The following is an 18,027-nucleotide window of genomic DNA, read 5'->3' as shown; positions in this document are numbered from 1 at the left end:
ATCAGACCATGCGCGCCCTGAAAATCGCCGCCGCCGGGATGACTGCGCAGCAGATGCGGGTCGAGGTCATCTCGAACAACCTCGCCAATATGAACACCACCGGCTACAACCCCCGGCGCGCCGAATTCGCCGACCTGCATTATCAGCAGATGGCCCGGCCCGGCACGATCAACGCGGCCGATGGCACCGTCCTGCCAACCGGCGTGCAGCTTGGCCTTGGCGTCCGGCCAACCTCTGTTTCGGTGATGTTGTCACAAGGGGCGCTGGCCGCCACGGGGGGCGATCTTGATGTCGCGATCGAAGGCAACGGATACCTCGAGGTAACTCTGCCCAGCGGCAATTCGGCCTATACCCGCGACGGGGGGCTGAAGCGCACCGGCGACGGGCTGATCGTCACCTCGGACGGCTATCCCGTTGTTCCCGACATCACCATCCCGCGCGATGCCCGATCGATCAGCATCAATGGCGAGGGCGAGGTCTATGCCTATTTCACCGACAGGGTCGAACCCGAACTTCTTGGTCAGTTTTCCCTGACCGGCTTCACCAACCCCAAAGGGCTGGAAGCGATCGGGTCAAACCTCTTTCTTGAAACGCCCGCCTCTGGCCCGCCGACCGTTTCGTCGCCGGGACAGGACGGGGTCGGCTATCTGCGGCAGGGTTATCTCGAAGACAGCTCGGTCGACGCCGTGAAAGAGGTGACTGACCTGATCGAGGCGCAGCGCGGATACGAGCTGAACTCCAAGGTGATCAGCGCAGCCGACCAGATGCTTGGCTCAATGGTGCAGATCCGATGATCCGCGCGCTCGTCCTATCCATCCTTTTGATGCCCGGCGCGGCCCTGGCCGAAATCGTGGTCGCGGCGCGGACAATCCCGGCGCAGACGGTGATTGGGCCAGACGACCTTTTGTTGCGGGATCTCGATGTGCCGGGCGGCGTTGCGGACCCCGCCCTTTTGGTCGGGATGGAGGCGCGTGTTGCCCTCTATGCCGGGCGCCCGATCCGGCCCGGAGACGTCGGAATGCCGGCCGTTGTAGAACGCAACCAGATCATCCCGCTGATTTACGACCGGGGCGGGCTCTACATTGCCACCGAAGGGCGGGCACTGGACCGGGCCGGGCCCGGCGACCTGATCCGGGTCATGAACCTTGCCTCCCGCTCAACCGTCAGCGCCCGGATCGGGGCCGACGGGGCCGCCTATGTTGCCTATTGAAGGAAAAACCATGCGCCTTTCGATGCTGTCCCTTTGCGCCGTCCTTGCCGCCTGTAGCCCGCTGTCGCAGGTCGGACGCGCCCCCGAGTTCACCCCGCCGCAGGCCGGCATCGAACGCACCGCCATGATGTCCACCGGCCTGCCGCAAGAAACACCGAACCCGCAGTACCGGCCCGCCGAACCCGCCTCGCTCTGGACCGGGGCACGCGGATCGCTTTGGGACGACCGGCGCGCCATGCAGCAGGGCGATATCCTGACCGTCGTGATCGAGATCAACGATTCCGCGTCGATCTCCAACTCCTCGGACAGATCGCGGTCGGACGGGCAATCCATGTCGGTGCCGTCCTTGTTCGGAATCCCCCAGCGAATTGACGAAGCCTTGCCCGAAGGCGCGTCGATGGACGCGGCCGTCGGGCTGAATTCAAGCAGCACATTTGCGGGCGACGGCTCGGTCAGCCGGAACGAGAAGCTGACCCTGCGGGTCGCGGCGACCATCGTGAATATCATGCCCAACGGCGTCCTGGAAATTCAGGGCACGCAAGAGGTGCGGGTGAATTTTGAACTTCGAGAGCTGACCATCACCGGATTTGTCCGGCCCGAAGACATCAGCCGCCAGAACGAGATCACCTATGACAAGATCGCATCGGCCCGAATTTCCTATGGCGGGCGCGGGCAGATTTCCGATTTCCAGCAGCCCCGCTACGGCCAGCAGATTATGGACACGGTTCTGCCCTTCTAGGGCATGGAGAGCGCAATGAAGAAGATTCTACTGCCCCTCATCCTGCTTCTGGTCGGCGTCGGCGGCGGCGTCGGTGCCGGGCTTTTCCTGTTCCCGCCGACGCACGAAGACCCCGCTCTGGCGGAATGTGCCCCGGCGACCGATGTGCATGGCGACGAGGAACACCCGTTTGCTGAAACCCCTCCGCCGGGTGGCTCCGAAGACCAACCGGCGCGGGAGTATGCCCGGCTGAATAACCAGTTTGTCGTACCTGTCGTGGACGACGGCAAGGTTTCGGCCCTTGTGGTGCTGTCACTTTCGATCGAGGTCGTAGCCGGAGCGCGCGAGCCGGTCTTCCAGACCGAGCCGAAGTTGCGCGACGAATTCCTGCAGGTTCTGTTCGATCACGCGAATCTGGGTGGCTTCGACGGCGCCTTTACCAGTTCGCAGAACATGCGGTCCCTGCGGGAAGCCCTGCGGGAAGCCGCACAATCGACACTCGGCTCGCAGGTCACAGATGTTCTGATTATCGATATTGTCCGGCAGGACGTCTGATCAGTCCCAATTTGCACGGCGGGCCCGGATCTGGGCCCGCGCCTTTTCTTCCTGTTCCAGCAGCGCCTTTGTGGCCTGGTCGCGCCCAAAGGCCCGACGCAGCGCCTCGCGCATGGTGTCCTGAGCGGCAAGCAGCTGCGCCAGCTCTGAGTTCAGGGCAGAGCGACGCTGATCGACCCAGCGTAGCCACCGAACATCCGCTCCGGCAGCGAAGGCCAGATCCGGCGCCTGCCCAACCGCGGCCATACGTCCTGCGCGCTCGCTCTTGAGGTCAGCCAGAAGCCGGCGAATCTCGGCCTCTCTTAACTTTAGCTCGGCGAACTTTGCTTCCTCTGCCCGCAACTGAAGCTCCGTCAGGTGTTGCAAGCCGCGAATTTGCGCGATCCGCACGTTCACTTGCGGGCCGCTTTCTGACGCACCGCCTCGGCAAACCTGATCGCGGCGGCAACGGCGCGATAGTGATCGGGCGGGATTTCCTCACCAAGGTTGACGGTGGCATGAAGTGCCCGCGCAGTCGGCGGGTCGGACCGGATCGGCACCGCATGTTCTGCCGCCACTTCGCGAATGCGGGCGGCGATTTCGTCAACCCCTTTGGCAACGCAAACAGGCGCCTGCGGACTGGACCGGTCCCATCTCAGCGCAACGGCATAATGGGTCGGGTTGACGATCACGACATTGGCGGTCTCCACCTCGACCAGCATCTTGTTCATGGCGATCGACATGCCCTTCTGCCGTCTCATTTGCTTCATATGCGGATCGCCCTCGGCCTCTTTGGCCTCGTCCGTCATTTCCTTTCTGCTCATCCTGTTCTTGCGGATATGCTCCGCCTTTTGCCAGGTGAAATCGAGACCCCCAAGCACGAGTGCGATCAGCAGAACGATGAACATCAGGCCAAGTGCGAGGCCGGCCAATTCCGCCGCAATCTGTCCGGGATCAAGCGTGAGCGTGCCGATGATCCGTTCCATTTGGGCGGCAAGATAGAAACCGAGGACAACGGAATAGAGCATCAACTTGGCAAAGCTCTTGGCGAACTCGAACAATCCGTTGCGCCCGAATTTGTTCTTGAAGGACTGGATTGGAGAAATCTTGCTTAGCTTCGGCTCCAGCTTTGAGGGCGCAAAGACAAGCCCGCGTTGCGCGACGACGGACAATAGCGCCAATGCCGCCGGAATGCCGAACCACGGAAGCATGGCCGCCCCGACCCCCACGAGAAGCGCGCCGGTCAGCGGTGCCCCACTGGCGGCAAAGACATCCGCCGACAACGGCGAGGCCTGGGACAAGAGGTTTGCAAGCAGTGTTCCCAAACTCACGATGGTCACCGGACCAAACGCCATCGCCGCGAGGAGAAATCCGCCATAGCCGGCGGCCGTTGTCAGATCAGCCGACCGTGGCACCTCACCCTTCTTACGGGCATCGTCCAGACGTTTCTGGGTCGGCTCATATTGCTTGTCGCTGTCATCTCCGGGCTGGCTCATCCTCCACCTCCGAACGGGTCCGCCAAGACCGCGTCAAACGCGCCCGACCAAATCGACAGGATGATCGGGGCCGAGATCGTCAGGAGAAGCAGCCCCCCCGCGGTTATGGCGGGGGCCCCAACAAAGGCGACCATCAGTTGTGGCATCGCGCGATTGATGACGCCCAGGGTGACGTTGTAGATCAGCGAGGCGATCACAAACGGCGCCGCGAGCGTGAACCCGAGCGCAAAGCACGACGTTATCCGCGCAAGACCGGCTTCGGCGACGACCTGCGGTGAAATTACCTGACCGATCGGAATCAACTGGTAGGACCCGATCATGAAGGCCGCGACCTTCACGTGCAGCCCCAAGATTGCAGCAAGGGCAAGGCCGCCGATGACAAGCAAATGTCCCATCGCCGGTTGCGGATCGGTGCCAGCACTTCCCCCGAACAGCTGCGAAAGGGACGTGGATTGCGCAGCGATGGTGCCGGCGATCTGCAAGGCGACGATCATGAGCCGGAGGACAATGCCCAGAAACAACCCCGCAACGGTCTCTGCACCGCCGGACCCGATCATCTGAAGAAACCCAATGGGCGCGGGCGCGCTGGATAGAACCGCAGGAGCAACCACCAGCGAGAAGGCGAGGGCCAGCCCCAACTTGACCCGCACCGGAACCGATTGCTCTCCGAATGCAGGCAGCAGCGCCATCATCGCACCGATCCGAATGAAAACGAGAAACCATCCGCTCAGGATGGCCTGACCATAGGGAAGCAGCGCCGCCAGTTCCTCCATCACGCGGCGACCATTCCGACGAGCGCGGGTTTGGCATCCAGCCCGATTTCTTCGAAACTCAGCACCGGGTTGGACAGACCCCGCGCCGCCATGACCGTGCGAATGAACCTGCGACGACGCATAGTGGTAACGAGGGCGGCGTAGGTTCCCTTGTCTGCCGCCGCGTTCAGTTTCTCTGCAATGGCGTTGGACAGTTTGTTGAACTCTTCCGGCGGCAGGGCGACATCGCCAGCGCCCCGGTCGGAATTGATCTGGTAGGTGCTGAAGGTATCTTCCCACTCCGGCGCAAGTTGGACCAGCGGGAGGGTACCGTCATCGCGTCGCAGATCGGCGATTAGTTGAAAGCCAAGTTTCTGCCGGACATGTTCGGCCACCCCTTCGGACGTTTGATACAACGGTCGCGCCTCGGCAATCGCTTCGAGGATCAGGGGTAGATTCCGGATCGACACCCGCTCTTCCAACAACAGTCGGAGAACCGAAAGAAGAAGGTCGATCTGGACCTTTTCCGGGATGAGTTCATCCAGCATCCGACGGTTCGCCTCTGCCCTGTCGCGATCAGACAGGTTGGTCAATTCGTCCAGCAATCGGCGCAGGGCCCGGAGCGAGAGCAACCGTGGGAAGTTCCGTTTGATCACTTCAAGCAGATGGGTCGCAAGCACCTCGGTCGGCTGCACGGTTGTCAGGCCCATAATCTCCGCCGTTTCCGCCTCGGACGGTTTGATCCAGCGGGCGGGCGCCCCGTAGACAGGTTCCTTCACGTCCTCCCCCGGCAAAAGGTCCGGCTCTTGCCCGGAAAGCAGCGCAAGAAGTCGCCCGGGCCGGAGGGTATCCCGCACCTGCTCAACGCCTTGGATACGGACCCTGTACTGACCGGCCACGAGAGCCGGATTGTCCGTGAGGCGGATTTCCGGCAGGAGCAGTCCAAAGGTTGTCGCCACATGCTTTCGCATATTCGCGATCCGCGCATCGAGGCCGGTTCCCGGATCCAGAACCATGTCGACGAGGTCCGGCGCAAATTCGACATGAATATCGTCGAGGTCGAGCACATCCCCGAGGGATGTCGGTTTGGTTTCCTCGTCCTTTTGTTTGATCTGTGCGTCTGCCGTTCTTGCCCGCTCCGCCTGCCGCCGGGCGACGATAAAGGCGCAACCGCCAAGCGTGCCGCCGCCCAGGATGAAAGGAACGAACGGCAGGCCCGGCACAAGGGCGAACAACACCATCAAGAGCGCCACCGTTCCGAGCGCGGCCGGGTGCCGCCCCAACTGACTGACAAGCGCGAGGTCCGTCGCGCCGGTCGCCCCCCCGCGCGCCAGCAGGAGGGCGGATGCAATCGAGATGATCACTGCCGGAATCTGGCTGACAAGCCCATCACCGACGGTCAGGATGGCATAGGTTTCAAAGGCCTGTCCGATGGGCATATCGTGCAAGACGACCCCCATGATCAAACCCATGATCAGATTGAGCGCCGTAATCAACAGACCGGCCACCGCGTCGCCCTTGACGAATTTCGACGCACCGTCGAGCGATCCGAAAAAGGTTGTCTCCGCCTGCTCCAGTTCTCTGCGCCGCTTCGCCTCGGTGTGGTCGATGGCACCGGCGCTCATGTCACTGTCAATCGCGAGTTGCTTGCCCGGCATCCCGTCGAGGGCAAATCGCGCGCCAACCTCTGCCATCCGGGTCGCGCCCTTGTTGATGACGACGAAGTTCACGATCAAGAGCACGCCGAAGATAACAAGGCCCAGCATCACGGAGCCACCCATGATGAAATTGGCGAACCCCTGAATCACGTCGCCCGCTGCCGCGGTTCCGGTATGGCCTTCACCAATGATCAGCTTTGTCGATGACACATTCAACGACAGCCGCAGCATCAGCGAAGCGAGGAGCACCGTCGGGAATGCCGAGAAATCGAGCGGGCGTTCGATGAAGAGCGTAATCGTGAAAATCAGGATCGCTAGGGCAAAGGAAGTTGCCAGACCGATATCGAGGATGATCGGTGGCATCGGCAGGATCATCATCACGATGATCGACATCAGCGCGAGGGCAAGCAGGACGGTCGGTTGGAAGATTGATCGGATCGACATCACCTAGCCCCTCGGATCCAGTGGCACGAGCGAGCCAAGACTCAAGGTTCCCTCGGTCCGCTGAAGAAGCGGATAGGTATTCACACGCAGAGCGGTCAGCGCGGGATTTTGCTGTTCAATGGCCTCTTGCGCAGATGCGAGGACAGGGCCACCGGTCTCCAAGGCTGAGAAATGCGCATCGAAGGTTTCCCGGTAGCGCGCGGCATATTCCGGCGTCCTGGAATGATACGCGCCCGCCGCTTCAGACCAACTGCGCCCTTCAGATTGAAGGCGGTTCAGGAACCGCGCGGCGTATAGGGCATTTAAGTCCGGGTCGAACATGTCTTCAAGCGATGCGAAATGCATCCCGTGCCAACGATAGTTGATCTGAAAACAGCCCACGTCGAAACTCGTTCGACCTTGAGCAAGCCCTGCCTTGGCGAAGTCCAACGCGCCGGATGCATCATCGAACCACCTGCCCGCGCCTTCCATGTTCACGGTCCATGGCCAGATCTCTGTCCGTCCTCCGCGCCGTCGCCCCGTCTCTGTCATGCTGATGGCAATCAAGACTTGCAGGGGAACACCGGTTTCCGCCGACGCCCGGGCCGCCGCCGAATGGCAAAGTTCGGACTGGGCGATTGCGGGGCCGCCAGACAGGCCCGGAAGATTGGACAGAAGGGAGACCGCAACAACCAGAATCCACCGGGCCACCGGCCCGGGCCGATTGTCTGGCCGAATCCTTGACGGGGTTCTCCGCTGCGATGTCATGTCCGGGCGCTTTCTGCTGCTGACCTCGGCAGGCTATCGGCGGATGCTTTACAAATGGTAATCGTCGACGGGCAGACCCCCGATCAGGGATTGGGCTCTGTCGGGAACCGCTGAAGGAGGCGGTCGATTATTTCGCGCGATCCCTCCGAGGCGGTCAACGCGTCGCGGCCGGCAGAAAGGGACGGCAGAACGGCTGTGTCCGCGTCTGGCCGATTAGCCATTGCGCCGGCCGCATCCCGCAGGACCGCTTCGTCGCTGCCTTCCAATTGTGCCCAAGCGCCCGCGCGCCATGCTGTCTCTGTCAGATCTTCGGACTTTGGCAGAGCGGCTCCGGCGGATAGGGCCGCCCCGTAATCCCCCAAAGCCGCCAAGGCATGTGTCCGGAGCCGCGCGGCGGTCTCCCCTGACATGCCGGAAAGCTCCTCTATCGCGTCTTCGGGTCGGCCAAGCGCAATTGCGGATTCGGCGCGCAGATATCTGCGCTCTTCCGCGAATTCCCTGTCTGTACCGGACAAGATCAGGCTACGCGCCCGATCCGGAAACCCGAGGTCCAGAAGCCGCCGCGCAAGCGCATGTTCTGCGTCGGGCAACAGACCGGCGGACAGCCGGGACAGGCTCAGCCGCAGAAAATCCAGATCAGACGCGTCCCTTGCCAGCGCCAATGCGGCTTCGCTCGTCAGGTCGCGCAATTCGGCAGTGGGGATGTCATGGGCCACGGTATCAAGAAGCCCGGCCGCGACGTCGAACTGCCCCAGATCAAGACGCGCGCGCATTTCCGCGACTGCCAGATCCACCGCCAGACGTGTGCCGCGGTTTTCAAATCTGTAGGCCTCTGACAGCAGGAAGACAGACTCCTCCACCGGCGCGCGGTCGGCATGGGACAGCTCGAACAGGCGCAGGATCGCTTCGGGTGGCATTCGGATGTCGGACTGAACCGCCTCATCGAGGGCGGTCCGGGCGCCAGCGTGATCCTGATCGGCAACTGCGATCTCGGCGCGGGCCATTTCCGCTTCGGGTGTGGCCCCTGTCACGGCTGGTTCCGATCGTTCGAGAATTAGCCGGGCCACCTCTGTCTCTCCGGCCGCGACAAGCGCCTCGGACAACCGGTTTCCAATATGACCCTGCAACGCCACGGGCAGATCGCGAAACGCGCGGCGGATGGAATTGGTGTCAATCGGGCTGCCCTTTGTTCGCCCGTCCACCGACAAAAGCGCCCACAATACGCCGGGGCCAGCGCATTCAAGCTGTGAATCAAGGATTGGAAAGGGTGCCTGTTCCCCATCCACAAGGGCGGCGAGTGCAAGAAGCACGCTCCTTTCCTGTGACCCGACACCATCCATCTGGAGCGCGCGTTTTGCCTCGCGCCCGAAGCCGAAGAAGATGTAGGTCCGGGCCAGGGCGAGCGGAGCGCCTTCGGGCACGAGGTCGAACTCTGCCGTCAGCGCGGCACGGCGTTCGGCAATCTGCGTCGGAAAGTCCCGGTCATCCCCCCAATCCCCGACCGCGAAATAGGACTCTGGCAAGCAGGCGCCGGTGTCTTCAAGGGTTCCCGGCGCACCCTGAGCCGCGGGTCTTTCCCGGTCGATACTCGTCTCTGCGGTGATGCCGGGCCAGAGGTGGGCGGCCTGTTCGTCGGGCATTCCGTCGGTCTGATCCGATACGATTGGAGGCGCGGCAACTGTTTCCGCTGGTGCGATATCTTCACGGTGCGGTTCCGGTTGTTCCGGCGCAGTAGATGAATGCGGTTGCCCGTCCGAAGGCGACAACAAACCCTGTGAGACGGCCCGTGCGATCGTCTCGGCGAGAGCCGCCTCTGATTCCTCCGAAGCCACATCCAGCCCCGGCGCGACATCGAATGGATCCGGAACATGCGGTTTGGCCGATGGATCAGCGCGGTGGTCCTCCGGTGGCAAATCCGACTGCGGTTGCGCACTCGGGCTGGGAACCGCCGAGGCTGTCCGCATCTCCGACCCCTGCCCGACGGCAGGGTGGTCGAAGATCAAGGGCAGACGCATCGCCGGCGCCGGTCGGGTCGGAACGGTTTCGTTCGACGCGACTTCGGTTTCCACGAAGGGATCTTCAAACGGGGAATCAGGTGCGGCCGGCCCGTCTCGGACATCCAGGACGAGCCACTGGTCGCGGAATCGGTATGCGATAAGATGGCAGTCGCAACCCAGATCGATCCGAAGGGTCCCATCCTCCGCTGACCGCAGGCCCGCGATCCGGTTGCGGCCGATCCGGGCGAAGACGGAAGCCAGGTCGAATTCGGTGTCCGCATCATCCAGTCGGACGCCATATCCCGTGTCTGTCCTGCCGACAGTCCACGTCACATCCGCGGGCAGGGGCATCGCAAGCCGCGTAAACGCGCCATGTTCGCCACTACGCACAGGAACATCGAGCGCCCAGACAGGGGCGGCCCAAACCAAAAAGGCAATAGAGGGCCAGAGCCGTCTCATGCCGCCTCCTGCTTGAGAGACTTCAACGCCTCTTCAAGGTCATTGAACGAGGGGCGGCAATGCCCGGGTGTGTTCTGGCGCCCGACCTCGATGCAGATATTGGGTGGATGGTTGTGAAGATTGGCCACCAGCACTTCACGAATGAGGTGATAGAAATGCGTGTCCTCTTCCAGCACCGTGGTCAACTTGGCCGCGAAGGGGCCGACCAATCCATAGGCAAGGAACACGCCCAGGAATGTACCGACAAGCGCGCCCCCGATCATCTTGCCAAGGATTTCCGGCGGCTGGTCGATCGACCCCATCGTCTTGATCACCCCCAGAACCGCCGCGACGATTCCAAGCGCCGGAAGACCATCCGCGATGGATTGCAGGGCATGAGTGGAATGCATCGAATGTTTCGCCGCCGATTCCATCCGCTTGTCGAGGACCTCTTCGACCTGGTGCGGGTCGTCGTAATTCATCGAGGCCGACCGGAGCGTATCGCAAATCAGCGCGACCGCCTCGCCATCCCCCTGAATCTTCGAATACTTCCCGAAAATCGCGGACTCGGCAGGGTTTTCGATATGCTCTTCCAGCGCAACCGGGTTGGACCGGGCCACGCGGATCAGCTCGAACAGCAGGCATAGAAGATCCTTGTAATCCTCGTGCTTCCATTTCGGCCCCTTGAAGACCTTTCCGACGTCCTTGAGCGTGTGTTTGATCGCAGAGCCGTCATTGGAAATCACAAAGGCCCCAACAGCCGCACCACCGATCATGATCATCTCGAACGGCAGGGATTTCAGGATGATACCCAGCTTGCCCCCGGCAAGCATGTAGCCGCCGAACACCATCACAAAGATGATGACGATACCGATGATCCCTACCATTCGAACTGCTCCTGAACACAATTGGACCGGGCCGAGCGGCCCGGTCCGACACTGGCACGATTGAGGTTAAGGCTTTCTGATCGTTGCCCGTTTTTTGTTAGTCGCTGGGCACGTTCGCGTTGCGACCCGCAAGGACGACGCTGATCGAATAGGCGGTCCCCGGTTCCAGCCCCGCCATGACCGCCGCGGCGGCGTCCGGCCGCATGCGGCCAAGGAACCCGGCCGCGAAATCCGGACTCATTTCCTCGAACAATGCGGCGGCATCGCGCGGTTTCATGTTCTGATAGACCTGCGTCAGCTGTTCGAGGTCCGTTTCCGCCGCAGTGTCGGCAAGGCTTAGCGTCGCGGCAAGCGCTTCTTCGGCGGCACGGAGTTCCTGAAGGCGCTGCTCGATCTGCGCCTCTGCGACGCGTAATGCCTGAAGCCGGTCTTCGACTCGGTTCTCCCTCTCGGCAACCTGGGCTTCTCTGTCTCGGAACGCCTCAAGAAGCGCCGAGGCGTCCCGCTCAGTCAGGCATTCCGACGGGCCTTCCGCCACCGGTTCCGACCGTTCGGACTGCTGGCTGCCGCCGGCAATCGCCTGACCGGCGCTGTCCCCAATGCGCAAAACACCCGACCCGACCAGCAAGGCCGCGAGGATCAGGAGAACCCCTTTGGGTCGCCGTTTCACCTGGGTCGCGCGGGTCATTGCCGAACCCCGGCAGAGTCGCGCACGAAGAAGGGGCTGATCGGTTCCGGCTGGGGTGCGACGGGTTCGGGCAAGTCGTGAAGCGAGGCAACCAGCAGCTCAAGCCGCCGCGCTGCCGACTCGGCCCGGTTGCTGACCTCGGCCAGTCGCGAGACCGAGACCGTCGCCGATCCCTGTGCCTTCTCCAGCGCATTCGCGAGATCGTCCACCTGCATCGACAAGACCGCAACAGCGCCGCCAACGCCTTTTTCCAGGTCGGTGAACCTCCGCAGCCGACGGGACAGGACGTAGCAATATAGCCCGGCGCCCAGCGCCCCCGCCATGAGAAGAATGTCAGATATCATGTCCATTCTGGACTCCTGTCAGTTCAGTACGAATTCCATGATCAAAAGGTCCCGCACCCGCCCTTCACCCGCGACCACCTGAATCCGGCGCAACATTTGCGCGCGAAGACGGATCAGGGCGCCCGGGTCTTCCAGATCGGCGGTTTCGACCGCCCGCAGGTAGCCATTCAGCACATCGACAATGCGCGGCTTGATCGCCTCAACCTCGGCCACAAAATCGGGCGGCACCTCCAGCTGTGCGGCAAATCTCAGGTGCCTGCTGGAACCCTGCCCCGAGAGCGAGATGATCAGCGGGTCAAGCGGCACAAAAGCAATCGGGGGCAGCGGCGAGACCTCGATATGGTCTTCGGCATGCGCCTCCTCTTCGGCCGGACCGCCGATCAGGCCCATCTGGACCGCTGCAAAGCCGCCGCCGGCCCCCAGAAGGGCAAGAACAAGGCCAACGAGCAGCCCCTTCTTCGATTTCTTCTTCGGCGGCTCTTCCGCCTCTGTTTCCGGTTCCTCGGACATCTGACTGATCCTTTTGAGGTTCGGACGTTCATACCCCGGGATTGGCTAACCGATTGTTAAGGCTGATCGCGCATTGATGGGCAAAGCAGGCAGAAAGCCCGCCGGACAAGGAGAAGCCCCTTGAACAACCTGATGAGCGTCTGGACGTCGCTGGATATGCGCAAGAAGATCATCGCCCTGACGGCCGCCGTGGTCGTTTTTGCGGCGGTCCTTGCCATTGCGAACACCAGCAGCAGCCGCAACATGGCCCTTCTTTATTCAGGTCTGGAGCCGGGCGCATCGGGCGATGTGGTCGCCGCGCTTGAACAACGTGGCGTCCAGTACGAGGTACGCGGCGCGGCGATCTACGTTGATCAGTCCCAGCGCGATGTCTTGCGCATGACGCTGGCGGCCGAGGGGCTTCCGGCAAATGGGGCACAGGGCTACGAACTTCTTGATTCCCTCTCCGGGTTCGGAACCACATCGCAGATGTTCGACGCGGCCTATTGGCGGGCCAAGGAGGGGGAACTGGCGCGGACCATCCTATCCAGCCCCGACATACGCTCGGCCCGCGTCCACATTTCTTCCCCAACGAACCGGCCCTTTGCGCGAGAGCAGATGGCGACAGCAGCCGTGACCGTCGGCACCGTCGGCGGCACGATCAGCCCGGCGCAGGCCAAGGCATTGCGCTACCTCGTTGCCTCGGCGGTCTCGGGCCTGTCGCCAGACAACGTCGCGGTGATCGATTCGGCCGGCGGATTGATCGCCGGCAATGAAGAGACCGCGCAGACCGGCGCGGACGCGCGTGCCACAGAATTGCGCAACAGGGCCCAACGCCTTCTTGAGGCCCGGGTCGGCCTTGGCAACGCGGTGGTCGAGGTGAGCGTCGATACCGTAACGGAAACCGAAACCATTGTGGAACGGTCCATCGACCCGGACAGCCGAGTCGCGATTTCAACCGAGGTTGAGGAGCGCACGAATTCTGCCTCCGACAGCCGCAGCGGGGATGTCACTGTCGCCTCGAACCTTCCGGACGGCGACGCCGCCGGTGGAAATGGCGCGTCGACCAACGAAAACAACGAAAGCCGGACGTTGACCAATTTTGACGTCAGCGAGGTGCAGCGGGAAATCCTGAGAGCCCCCGGTGCCATACGCCGTATCAGTGTTGCTGTCCTGGTCAATGAAGTCGCCGCCGTCGGCGAAGATGGGCAACCGGTCCGGGAACCCCGTTCCGAGGAAGAGCTTGCCGCGCTGCGGGATCTCGTCGCCTCGGCCATCGGCATCGACGAAAGCCGCGGCGATGTCATCACGCTGAAGTCGATGCCCTTTGAACAGATTGAACTGCCCGGCACCGAAGCCGCCGAAGCCGCAGGGTTGCCAATCGACATCATGTCGCTGGTTCAGCTTGCCGTTCTTGCGATCGTGTCTATCGTCCTTGGCCTGTTCGTTGTCCGGCCGATACTGACCTCTGGCCGGGCCGCTTTGCCCGCGCCCGATAGCCCTGAATTGCTGGCCCTGACCGGCGAGGTCGCGACGCCGAACGCCGCCGCACCCATTGCACTCGCCCCGCCCGAAGATCAGCCCGGAGAAGAGCCAGTGTCGCCGGTGGAGCGGCTGCGCTCTCTCATCGAAGAGCGGCAAAGTGAAACGCTCAAGGTCCTGCAAAGCTGGATCGAGGACGGCGAACAGGTGGAACAGTCCTGATGGGGCGCCCCGTGTTCCTGCAACCGTTTGATCTCGAGGGCAACTCCGCCCGCGAACCCGCCGATGCGAAAGTCCATCCGGAGTATGAGGCGGGCTTCGCTGCCGGTCACGCCCATGCCATGGCCGAGGTTGAAGCCGCCCAAGAAAGAATTGACGCCGCATTGGTCCAGGCATTGACCGACATGGAATTCGGGCATTCGGAAGCGCGGAGCTTGATACTCGAACAGCTGGCCCCGCTGATTGCAGCACTGTCGGAAAAGCTTTTGCCTGCCCTTTCCGAAATATCTCTCGCCCAACATCTGGCCGCGGAAATCCTTGACGCCGTGCAAGCGGACCTCGCCGGTCAAATCATTGTCGAGCTTCCCGACCTCGCTCAATCTCAACTGATCACGGGACTGCTGCACGCGGTCGGGCGGGATCTTCCCATTCGCTTCCGCCAGAACGCGGCGCTCGAACCAGGCGAAGCCACAATTCGAAGTGATCGCCGCGAGACCACGTTCGATGTCGAAAGAACCATAAGCTCACTCCAGAACATACTCGAGGCAATCATTTCCGAGACCGCGAAGGAGACCAAGGATGACTGACCCCACACCGCATTCAAGCAGCGACCACCCGCTGCACAGCGTTCCCATCGAAATCACTGTATCCGTCGGACACGCGCGCCCTTCAGTAAGGGACCTCTTGGCGCTTGGGGAAAACGCGGTCCTTCCGCTTGACAAACGAATTGACGATCCGGTCGAGGTGCTGATCGGTGACCGGCTCATTGCGCGTGGCGTTCTAGAAGAACTGGAAGGCGGAGAGCCCGGTCGTCTTGCCGTTCGGCTGACCGAAGTTGCCTCACTCCCCGGCGACCTTGGGTAGCGGTGGGATGTCACGGTTCTGGCTCCTGCTCCCGGCGCTTGTTCTTGCGGCAACCCTGCCAAACGCCGGAATCGCCCAAGAGGTAACGATTACATTTGGCGACGACGGGTCACTGGCGGCCCGGTCGATCCAGCTTTTTGTCCTGATCACGGTTCTAAGCCTCGTTCCCGGGCTCGCAATCATGATCACCTGCTTTCCTTTTCTCGTGACCGTTCTGTCGATCCTTCGGCAGGGGATCGGCCTGCAGCAATCGCCACCCAACATGCTCATCGTAAGCCTGGCCCTGTTCCTGACCTACTTCGTGATGGAGCCTGTCTTTGTCGCGGCCTGGCAGAGCGGCATCGAACCCCTGATCGAGGGGGCGATCAGCATGGAAGACGGTCTTGTCCTCGCGCTGGATCCTTTCCGGATCTTCATGTCCGGCCGGATCGCACCCGACACCTTCGAGACCCTTGCAAGCCTGCGCCCGGGAATTGCGGTTGATCAACCCGTGGTCGAGGCGCCGCTTTCGGTACTGGTGCCATCATTCCTTCTCAGCGAGATCGAGCGCGCGTTCCAGATCGGGTTTCTCGTCTTCCTGCCCTTCCTGATCATCGACCTTGTCGTTGCGGCCGTACTCATGTCGATGGGGATGATGATGGTTCCACCCGCGATCGTGTCCTTGCCATTCAAGCTGGCCTTCTTCGTTGTCGCTGACGGCTGGAGCCTGATCGCCAGCAGCCTTGTGAGAAGCTATTTCTAGCCGTTCTGGATCGCATCCGGTCGGGTACCAATTGCAGCCGCTAAAAGTCCGCGCCGCTCTCCCATCCTCTTTCTACTCCACTGCCCTGCACATCCACCTTCAGGGGTCTTGGGCGTAGACCCAGACGCCCAAACCTGAAGGCCCAGACAACCGACAGCCGCCCCGGTCATGGGGCGGCTGAGGTTTTCGGAAGGGTTGTTCGGCTAGCGAACGATGAATTCGGCGTGCAGAGCGCCCGCCGCCTTGATGCTTTTGAGGATGTCGATCATGTCGCGCGGGGCCACGCCCAGCGCATTCAACCCGGCCACAACCTCGGACAGGCTCGTCCCCTCACTGATCTCGGCAAGGCCGATGCCGGGTTCCTCCTCCAGAGTCGCGTCGGTGCGTGGAACGATCATTGTATCGCCGGGAGAGAACGGGTTCGGCTGGATCACCAACGGTTGTTCCTGAATGCGCAGGGTCAGGTTGCCTTGACTGACGGCAACCCGGCTGATCCGCACGTCATCCCCCATCACGATGGTGCCGGACCGCTGGTCCACGACAACCCTGGCACGTCGTTCGGGCTCGACTAGGATGTTTTCGATCCGGCCCATCGCATGTGCCGGCGACGGCATGCCTGTGGCCGCGATGTCGATATAGACGGTTCCGGGATCGAGCATCAGGGCAACGCCGCGCCCAAAGTCATTGTTGATCGCGGTTTCAATCCGCCCAGCCGTCGTGAAATCCGGTGTCCGCAGGGCCAGCCGAACGGAACTGAGATCCGAGAATTCAAATGCCACTTCACGTTCGACGGTTCCGCCAGAGGGGATAGTCCCCGAGGTCGGAACGCCTTGGACAACGCTCGCGCCGTCACCTTCGGCCGATGCGCCACCCGCGATGATCGTCCCCTGCGCCACGGCGTAGATCTCACCGTCAGCGGCATTCAGGGGGGTCATGATCAACGTGCCGCCCAGAAGGCTCTTGGCGTCGCCGATTGCGGACACCGTTACGTCGATCGGGCTTCCCGCCCGGGAAAACGGGGGCAGGCTGGCCGTGACGATCACAGCTGCGACGTTGCGCGGACGAAACTGTTCCCCAGTGACGTTGACACCAAGCCGTTCGAGGATGTTCGACATGATCTCCTCGGTGAAGGGCGAGTTGCGCAGCCCGTCGCCCGTGCCGTTCAACCCGACGACAAGACCATAGCCCACCAGATCGTTCGACCGGACCCCGTCGAATTCGACAAGATCCTTGAGCCGGATCGGAGACGCGCTGACCGGAGAGGCGAAGGCCAGCGCGGCGGTCAGAAGGGTCAGAATGAACTGTTTCAACGCAGGTACTCCGTTAGGCTTAGCCGCGACAACCGGGCCGTCAGAGTGTAGTGGGTTTCAAGCTGCAACTCGACCTCTTGCAGGGCAGTCGCTGTCTCATATGGGTCAGCGGCAACCATGCCCTGCCGCGCCATTTCCCATGCGGTCCGTTGCGCCGAATGTCCCGCGCGGATCTCTTCCACGAGAGCCTCTTCAGACCCGATGCGGGCCTGCACGGCGACCAGACCATGGCCCGCACCGAGCAATGCATCACCCGCAGAGCGGACAAGTGCGGCCCGCTCTTCATTCGGAAGGACCGGGCCGTCTGGACCGGCCATGGCAGCGAGGGCAGACGCTTTCAGAATCTCGACCAGTTCCGAGCTGTCAGCACGCACATCGATGGAAACATCCTGCCCCTGATCGATGCGGCGGACCATGTTGGGTCCGGTGCTGCCCAGATAACCGAGGGTCGCAAATCCGCCCGCCGGACTGTTGAACCATGCGTCGACAGCGGCCTCCACGCTGGCGGCATCCGTCGCACCGGCAACCGCCACGGACAGATCGGCCAGCATCTCCTCGGGATCGGCCAGGGCCGCCCCATCCGTCGCCGCCCCGGCGAACAAACCCCGGCTTGCAAATCGCGCGTTCAAGGCGTGGGCAACATCGGCAAACCCCTCGCGGCCGCTTTGCGCAGCCGCATCGACAAGATCGGCAGGGCTTGTCGGTGTAATATGCAGCATTGTGTTGGACATCGACTGGCGCCGGTCCTCGACCCGTCCAAGGGTGATTTGCATCAGCGCCAGCATGTCGGCGGTTTCGCTTGCCGACCGCTCAAACCCCTCGGCAACAGAGAGGCCACGGTCAATCGCCGCAAGGCGGCTTCCATCACCACCAAGGTGTTTCGCAATATCGGCAACTTGTCCGGTGCTAAGCTCCTGCGACAGGGTAGCCAACCGAGACTTGAGCATGAAGTTCTGACGTCGGGCCACGAAGTGGCTCGACAGGTCACCGATGGACATTAACACCATC

General features: G+C 62.2%; 20 protein-coding genes. 8 read left to right on the top strand and 12 right to left on the bottom strand.

Annotated features, from left to right (window positions below):
* Nucleotides 1-8 precede the first annotated feature (8 nt).
* From flgG to EU803_RS10285, 4 genes are read left to right on the top strand one after another with little or no spacing between them, the layout of a single operon-like run.
* Nucleotides 9-794, top strand: a complete 786-nt coding sequence (gene flgG, locus EU803_RS10300) for a flagellar basal-body rod protein FlgG (RefSeq protein ID WP_129682453.1) — start codon at nt 9-11, stop codon at nt 792-794.
* Nucleotides 791-1,210, top strand: coding sequence for a flagellar basal body P-ring formation chaperone FlgA (gene flgA / locus EU803_RS10295; protein ID WP_165352813.1), 420 nt, complete (start codon nt 791-793; stop codon nt 1,208-1,210). The genes flgG and flgA overlap by 4 nt, the downstream gene beginning before the upstream one ends.
* Nucleotides 1,211-1,220: 10 nt before the next feature.
* Nucleotides 1,221-1,949 carry a flagellar basal body L-ring protein FlgH gene (flgH, locus tag EU803_RS10290; RefSeq protein WP_129682451.1) on the top strand — a complete coding sequence of 243 codons (729 nt, stop codon included), beginning with the start codon at nt 1,221-1,223 and terminating at the stop codon, nt 1,947-1,949.
* A gap of 15 nt (nt 1,950-1,964) precedes the next feature.
* Nucleotides 1,965-2,483, top strand: a complete 519-nt coding sequence (locus EU803_RS10285; protein ID WP_129682449.1) for a flagellar basal body-associated FliL family protein — start codon at nt 1,965-1,967, stop codon at nt 2,481-2,483.
* On the opposite strand, the gene EU803_RS10280 is transcribed toward EU803_RS10285, so the two are convergent.
* The 10 genes from EU803_RS10280 to EU803_RS10235 form a co-directional block, all read right to left on the bottom strand.
* A complete protein-coding gene (locus tag EU803_RS10280) occupies nt 2,484-2,879 on the bottom strand; it encodes a hypothetical protein (protein WP_129682447.1) in 396 nt (131 codons plus the stop codon). It lies immediately after the preceding gene.
* A complete protein-coding gene (locus EU803_RS10275; RefSeq protein ID WP_129682445.1) occupies nt 2,876-3,958 on the bottom strand; it encodes a flagellar type III secretion system protein FlhB in 1,083 nt (360 codons plus the stop codon). The genes EU803_RS10280 and EU803_RS10275 overlap by 4 nt, the downstream gene beginning before the upstream one ends.
* A complete protein-coding gene (locus EU803_RS10270; RefSeq protein ID WP_129682443.1) occupies nt 3,955-4,731 on the bottom strand; it encodes a flagellar biosynthetic protein FliR in 777 nt (258 codons plus the stop codon). The genes EU803_RS10275 and EU803_RS10270 overlap by 4 nt, the downstream gene beginning before the upstream one ends.
* Nucleotides 4,731-6,812: a flagellar biosynthesis protein FlhA gene (gene flhA, locus EU803_RS10265; protein ID WP_129682441.1), complete on the bottom strand. Its 2,082-nt coding sequence runs from the start codon at nt 6,810-6,812 to the stop codon at nt 4,731-4,733. Before flhA ends, EU803_RS10270 begins: the two co-directional genes overlap by 1 nt.
* Nucleotides 6,813-6,815: 3 nt before the next feature.
* Nucleotides 6,816-7,283, bottom strand: coding sequence for a transglycosylase SLT domain-containing protein (locus EU803_RS18805; protein ID WP_242494336.1), 468 nt, complete (start codon nt 7,281-7,283; stop codon nt 6,816-6,818).
* Between the two features lie 359 nt (nt 7,284-7,642).
* The gene (locus tag EU803_RS10255; protein ID WP_129682437.1) at nt 7,643-10,015 is read right to left on the bottom strand and encodes a hypothetical protein; all 2,373 of its coding nucleotides are present in this window, start codon (nt 10,013-10,015) and stop codon (nt 7,643-7,645) included.
* Nucleotides 10,012-10,881, bottom strand: coding sequence for a flagellar motor stator protein MotA (gene motA, locus EU803_RS10250; protein WP_129682435.1), 870 nt, complete (start codon nt 10,879-10,881; stop codon nt 10,012-10,014). The genes EU803_RS10255 and motA overlap by 4 nt, the downstream gene beginning before the upstream one ends.
* A gap of 97 nt (nt 10,882-10,978) precedes the next feature.
* Entirely contained in the window at nt 10,979-11,569 is a 591-nt protein-coding gene (locus EU803_RS10245; RefSeq protein ID WP_129682433.1) for a hypothetical protein, read from the bottom strand.
* The gene (locus tag EU803_RS10240) at nt 11,566-11,919 is read right to left on the bottom strand and encodes a hypothetical protein (protein WP_129682431.1); all 354 of its coding nucleotides are present in this window, start codon (nt 11,917-11,919) and stop codon (nt 11,566-11,568) included. Before EU803_RS10240 ends, EU803_RS10245 begins: the two co-directional genes overlap by 4 nt.
* A gap of 12 nt (nt 11,920-11,931) precedes the next feature.
* A complete protein-coding gene (locus EU803_RS10235; protein ID WP_129682429.1) occupies nt 11,932-12,423 on the bottom strand; it encodes a flagellar basal body-associated FliL family protein in 492 nt (163 codons plus the stop codon).
* Nucleotides 12,424-12,555: 132 nt separating this feature from the next.
* Between EU803_RS10235 and fliF the strand changes: the two genes are divergently transcribed.
* The 4 genes from fliF to fliP are packed head-to-tail and all read left to right on the top strand — an operon-like array spanning nt 12,556 to nt 15,709.
* Nucleotides 12,556-14,106 carry a flagellar basal-body MS-ring/collar protein FliF gene (gene fliF, locus EU803_RS10230; protein WP_129682427.1) on the top strand — a complete coding sequence of 517 codons (1,551 nt, stop codon included), beginning with the start codon at nt 12,556-12,558 and terminating at the stop codon, nt 14,104-14,106.
* An 11-nt stretch (nt 14,107-14,117) separates the two neighbouring features.
* Complete coding sequence (locus EU803_RS10225; RefSeq protein ID WP_129682425.1) at nt 14,118-14,690, top strand: hypothetical protein; 573 nt, start codon at nt 14,118-14,120, stop codon at nt 14,688-14,690.
* Nucleotides 14,683-14,967, top strand: coding sequence for a FliM/FliN family flagellar motor C-terminal domain-containing protein (locus EU803_RS10220; RefSeq protein ID WP_129682423.1), 285 nt, complete (start codon nt 14,683-14,685; stop codon nt 14,965-14,967). Before EU803_RS10225 ends, EU803_RS10220 begins: the two co-directional genes overlap by 8 nt.
* Before the next feature lie 7 nt (nt 14,968-14,974).
* Nucleotides 14,975-15,709 (top strand): flagellar type III secretion system pore protein FliP, encoded by a 735-nt coding sequence (gene fliP, locus EU803_RS10215; protein WP_129682421.1) that lies wholly within the window; start codon nt 14,975-14,977, stop codon nt 15,707-15,709.
* Nucleotides 15,710-15,912: 203 nt separating this feature from the next.
* On the opposite strand, the gene EU803_RS10210 is transcribed toward fliP, so the two are convergent.
* Nucleotides 15,913-17,007: a flagellar basal body P-ring protein FlgI gene (locus EU803_RS10210; protein ID WP_129682760.1), complete on the bottom strand. Its 1,095-nt coding sequence runs from the start codon at nt 17,005-17,007 to the stop codon at nt 15,913-15,915.
* Nucleotides 17,008-17,015: 8 nt separating this feature from the next.
* Nucleotides 17,016-18,017 (bottom strand): flagellin, encoded by a 1,002-nt coding sequence (locus EU803_RS10205; RefSeq protein WP_165352812.1) that lies wholly within the window; start codon nt 18,015-18,017, stop codon nt 17,016-17,018.
* Nucleotides 18,018-18,027: the final 10 nt, after the last annotated feature.

Source organism: Loktanella sp. IMCC34160 (assembly GCF_004145845.1).
GTDB lineage: Bacteria > Pseudomonadota > Alphaproteobacteria > Rhodobacterales > Rhodobacteraceae > SELP01.
Note: the sequence above shows the minus strand (reverse complement) of the source record. Positions and strands in the feature narration are given on the sequence as shown.

Bases quoted from the DNA above. Each gene is read 5' to 3' on its own strand.
- flgG (WP_129682453.1), top strand. From the start codon at position 9: ATGCGCGCCCTGAAAATCGCCGCCGCCGGGATGACTGCGCAGCAGATG.
- flgA (WP_165352813.1), top strand. From the start codon at position 791: ATGATCCGCGCGCTCGTCCTATCCATCCTTTTGATGCCCGGCGCGGCC.
- flgH (WP_129682451.1), top strand. From the start codon at position 1,221: ATGCGCCTTTCGATGCTGTCCCTTTGCGCCGTCCTTGCCGCCTGTAGC.
- EU803_RS10285 (WP_129682449.1), top strand. From the start codon at position 1,965: ATGAAGAAGATTCTACTGCCCCTCATCCTGCTTCTGGTCGGCGTCGGC.
- EU803_RS10275 (WP_129682445.1), bottom strand. From the start codon at position 3,958: ATGAGCCAGCCCGGAGATGACAGCGACAAGCAATATGAGCCGACCCAG.
- EU803_RS10270 (WP_129682443.1), bottom strand. From the start codon at position 4,731: ATGGAGGAACTGGCGGCGCTGCTTCCCTATGGTCAGGCCATCCTGAGC.
- flhA (WP_129682441.1), bottom strand. From the start codon at position 6,812: ATGTCGATCCGATCAATCTTCCAACCGACCGTCCTGCTTGCCCTCGCG.
- EU803_RS18805 (WP_242494336.1), bottom strand. From the start codon at position 7,283: ATGGAAGGCGCGGGCAGGTGGTTCGATGATGCATCCGGCGCGTTGGAC.
- EU803_RS10255 (WP_129682437.1), bottom strand. From the start codon at position 10,015: ATGAGACGGCTCTGGCCCTCTATTGCCTTTTTGGTTTGGGCCGCCCCT.
- motA (WP_129682435.1), bottom strand. From the start codon at position 10,881: ATGGTAGGGATCATCGGTATCGTCATCATCTTTGTGATGGTGTTCGGC.
- EU803_RS10245 (WP_129682433.1), bottom strand. From the start codon at position 11,569: ATGACCCGCGCGACCCAGGTGAAACGGCGACCCAAAGGGGTTCTCCTG.
- EU803_RS10240 (WP_129682431.1), bottom strand. From the start codon at position 11,919: ATGGACATGATATCTGACATTCTTCTCATGGCGGGGGCGCTGGGCGCC.
- EU803_RS10235 (WP_129682429.1), bottom strand. From the start codon at position 12,423: ATGTCCGAGGAACCGGAAACAGAGGCGGAAGAGCCGCCGAAGAAGAAA.
- fliF (WP_129682427.1), top strand. From the start codon at position 12,556: ATGAGCGTCTGGACGTCGCTGGATATGCGCAAGAAGATCATCGCCCTG.
- EU803_RS10220 (WP_129682423.1), top strand. From the start codon at position 14,683: ATGACTGACCCCACACCGCATTCAAGCAGCGACCACCCGCTGCACAGC.
- fliP (WP_129682421.1), top strand. From the start codon at position 14,975: ATGTCACGGTTCTGGCTCCTGCTCCCGGCGCTTGTTCTTGCGGCAACC.
- EU803_RS10205 (WP_165352812.1), bottom strand. From the start codon at position 18,017: ATGTCCATCGGTGACCTGTCGAGCCACTTCGTGGCCCGACGTCAGAAC.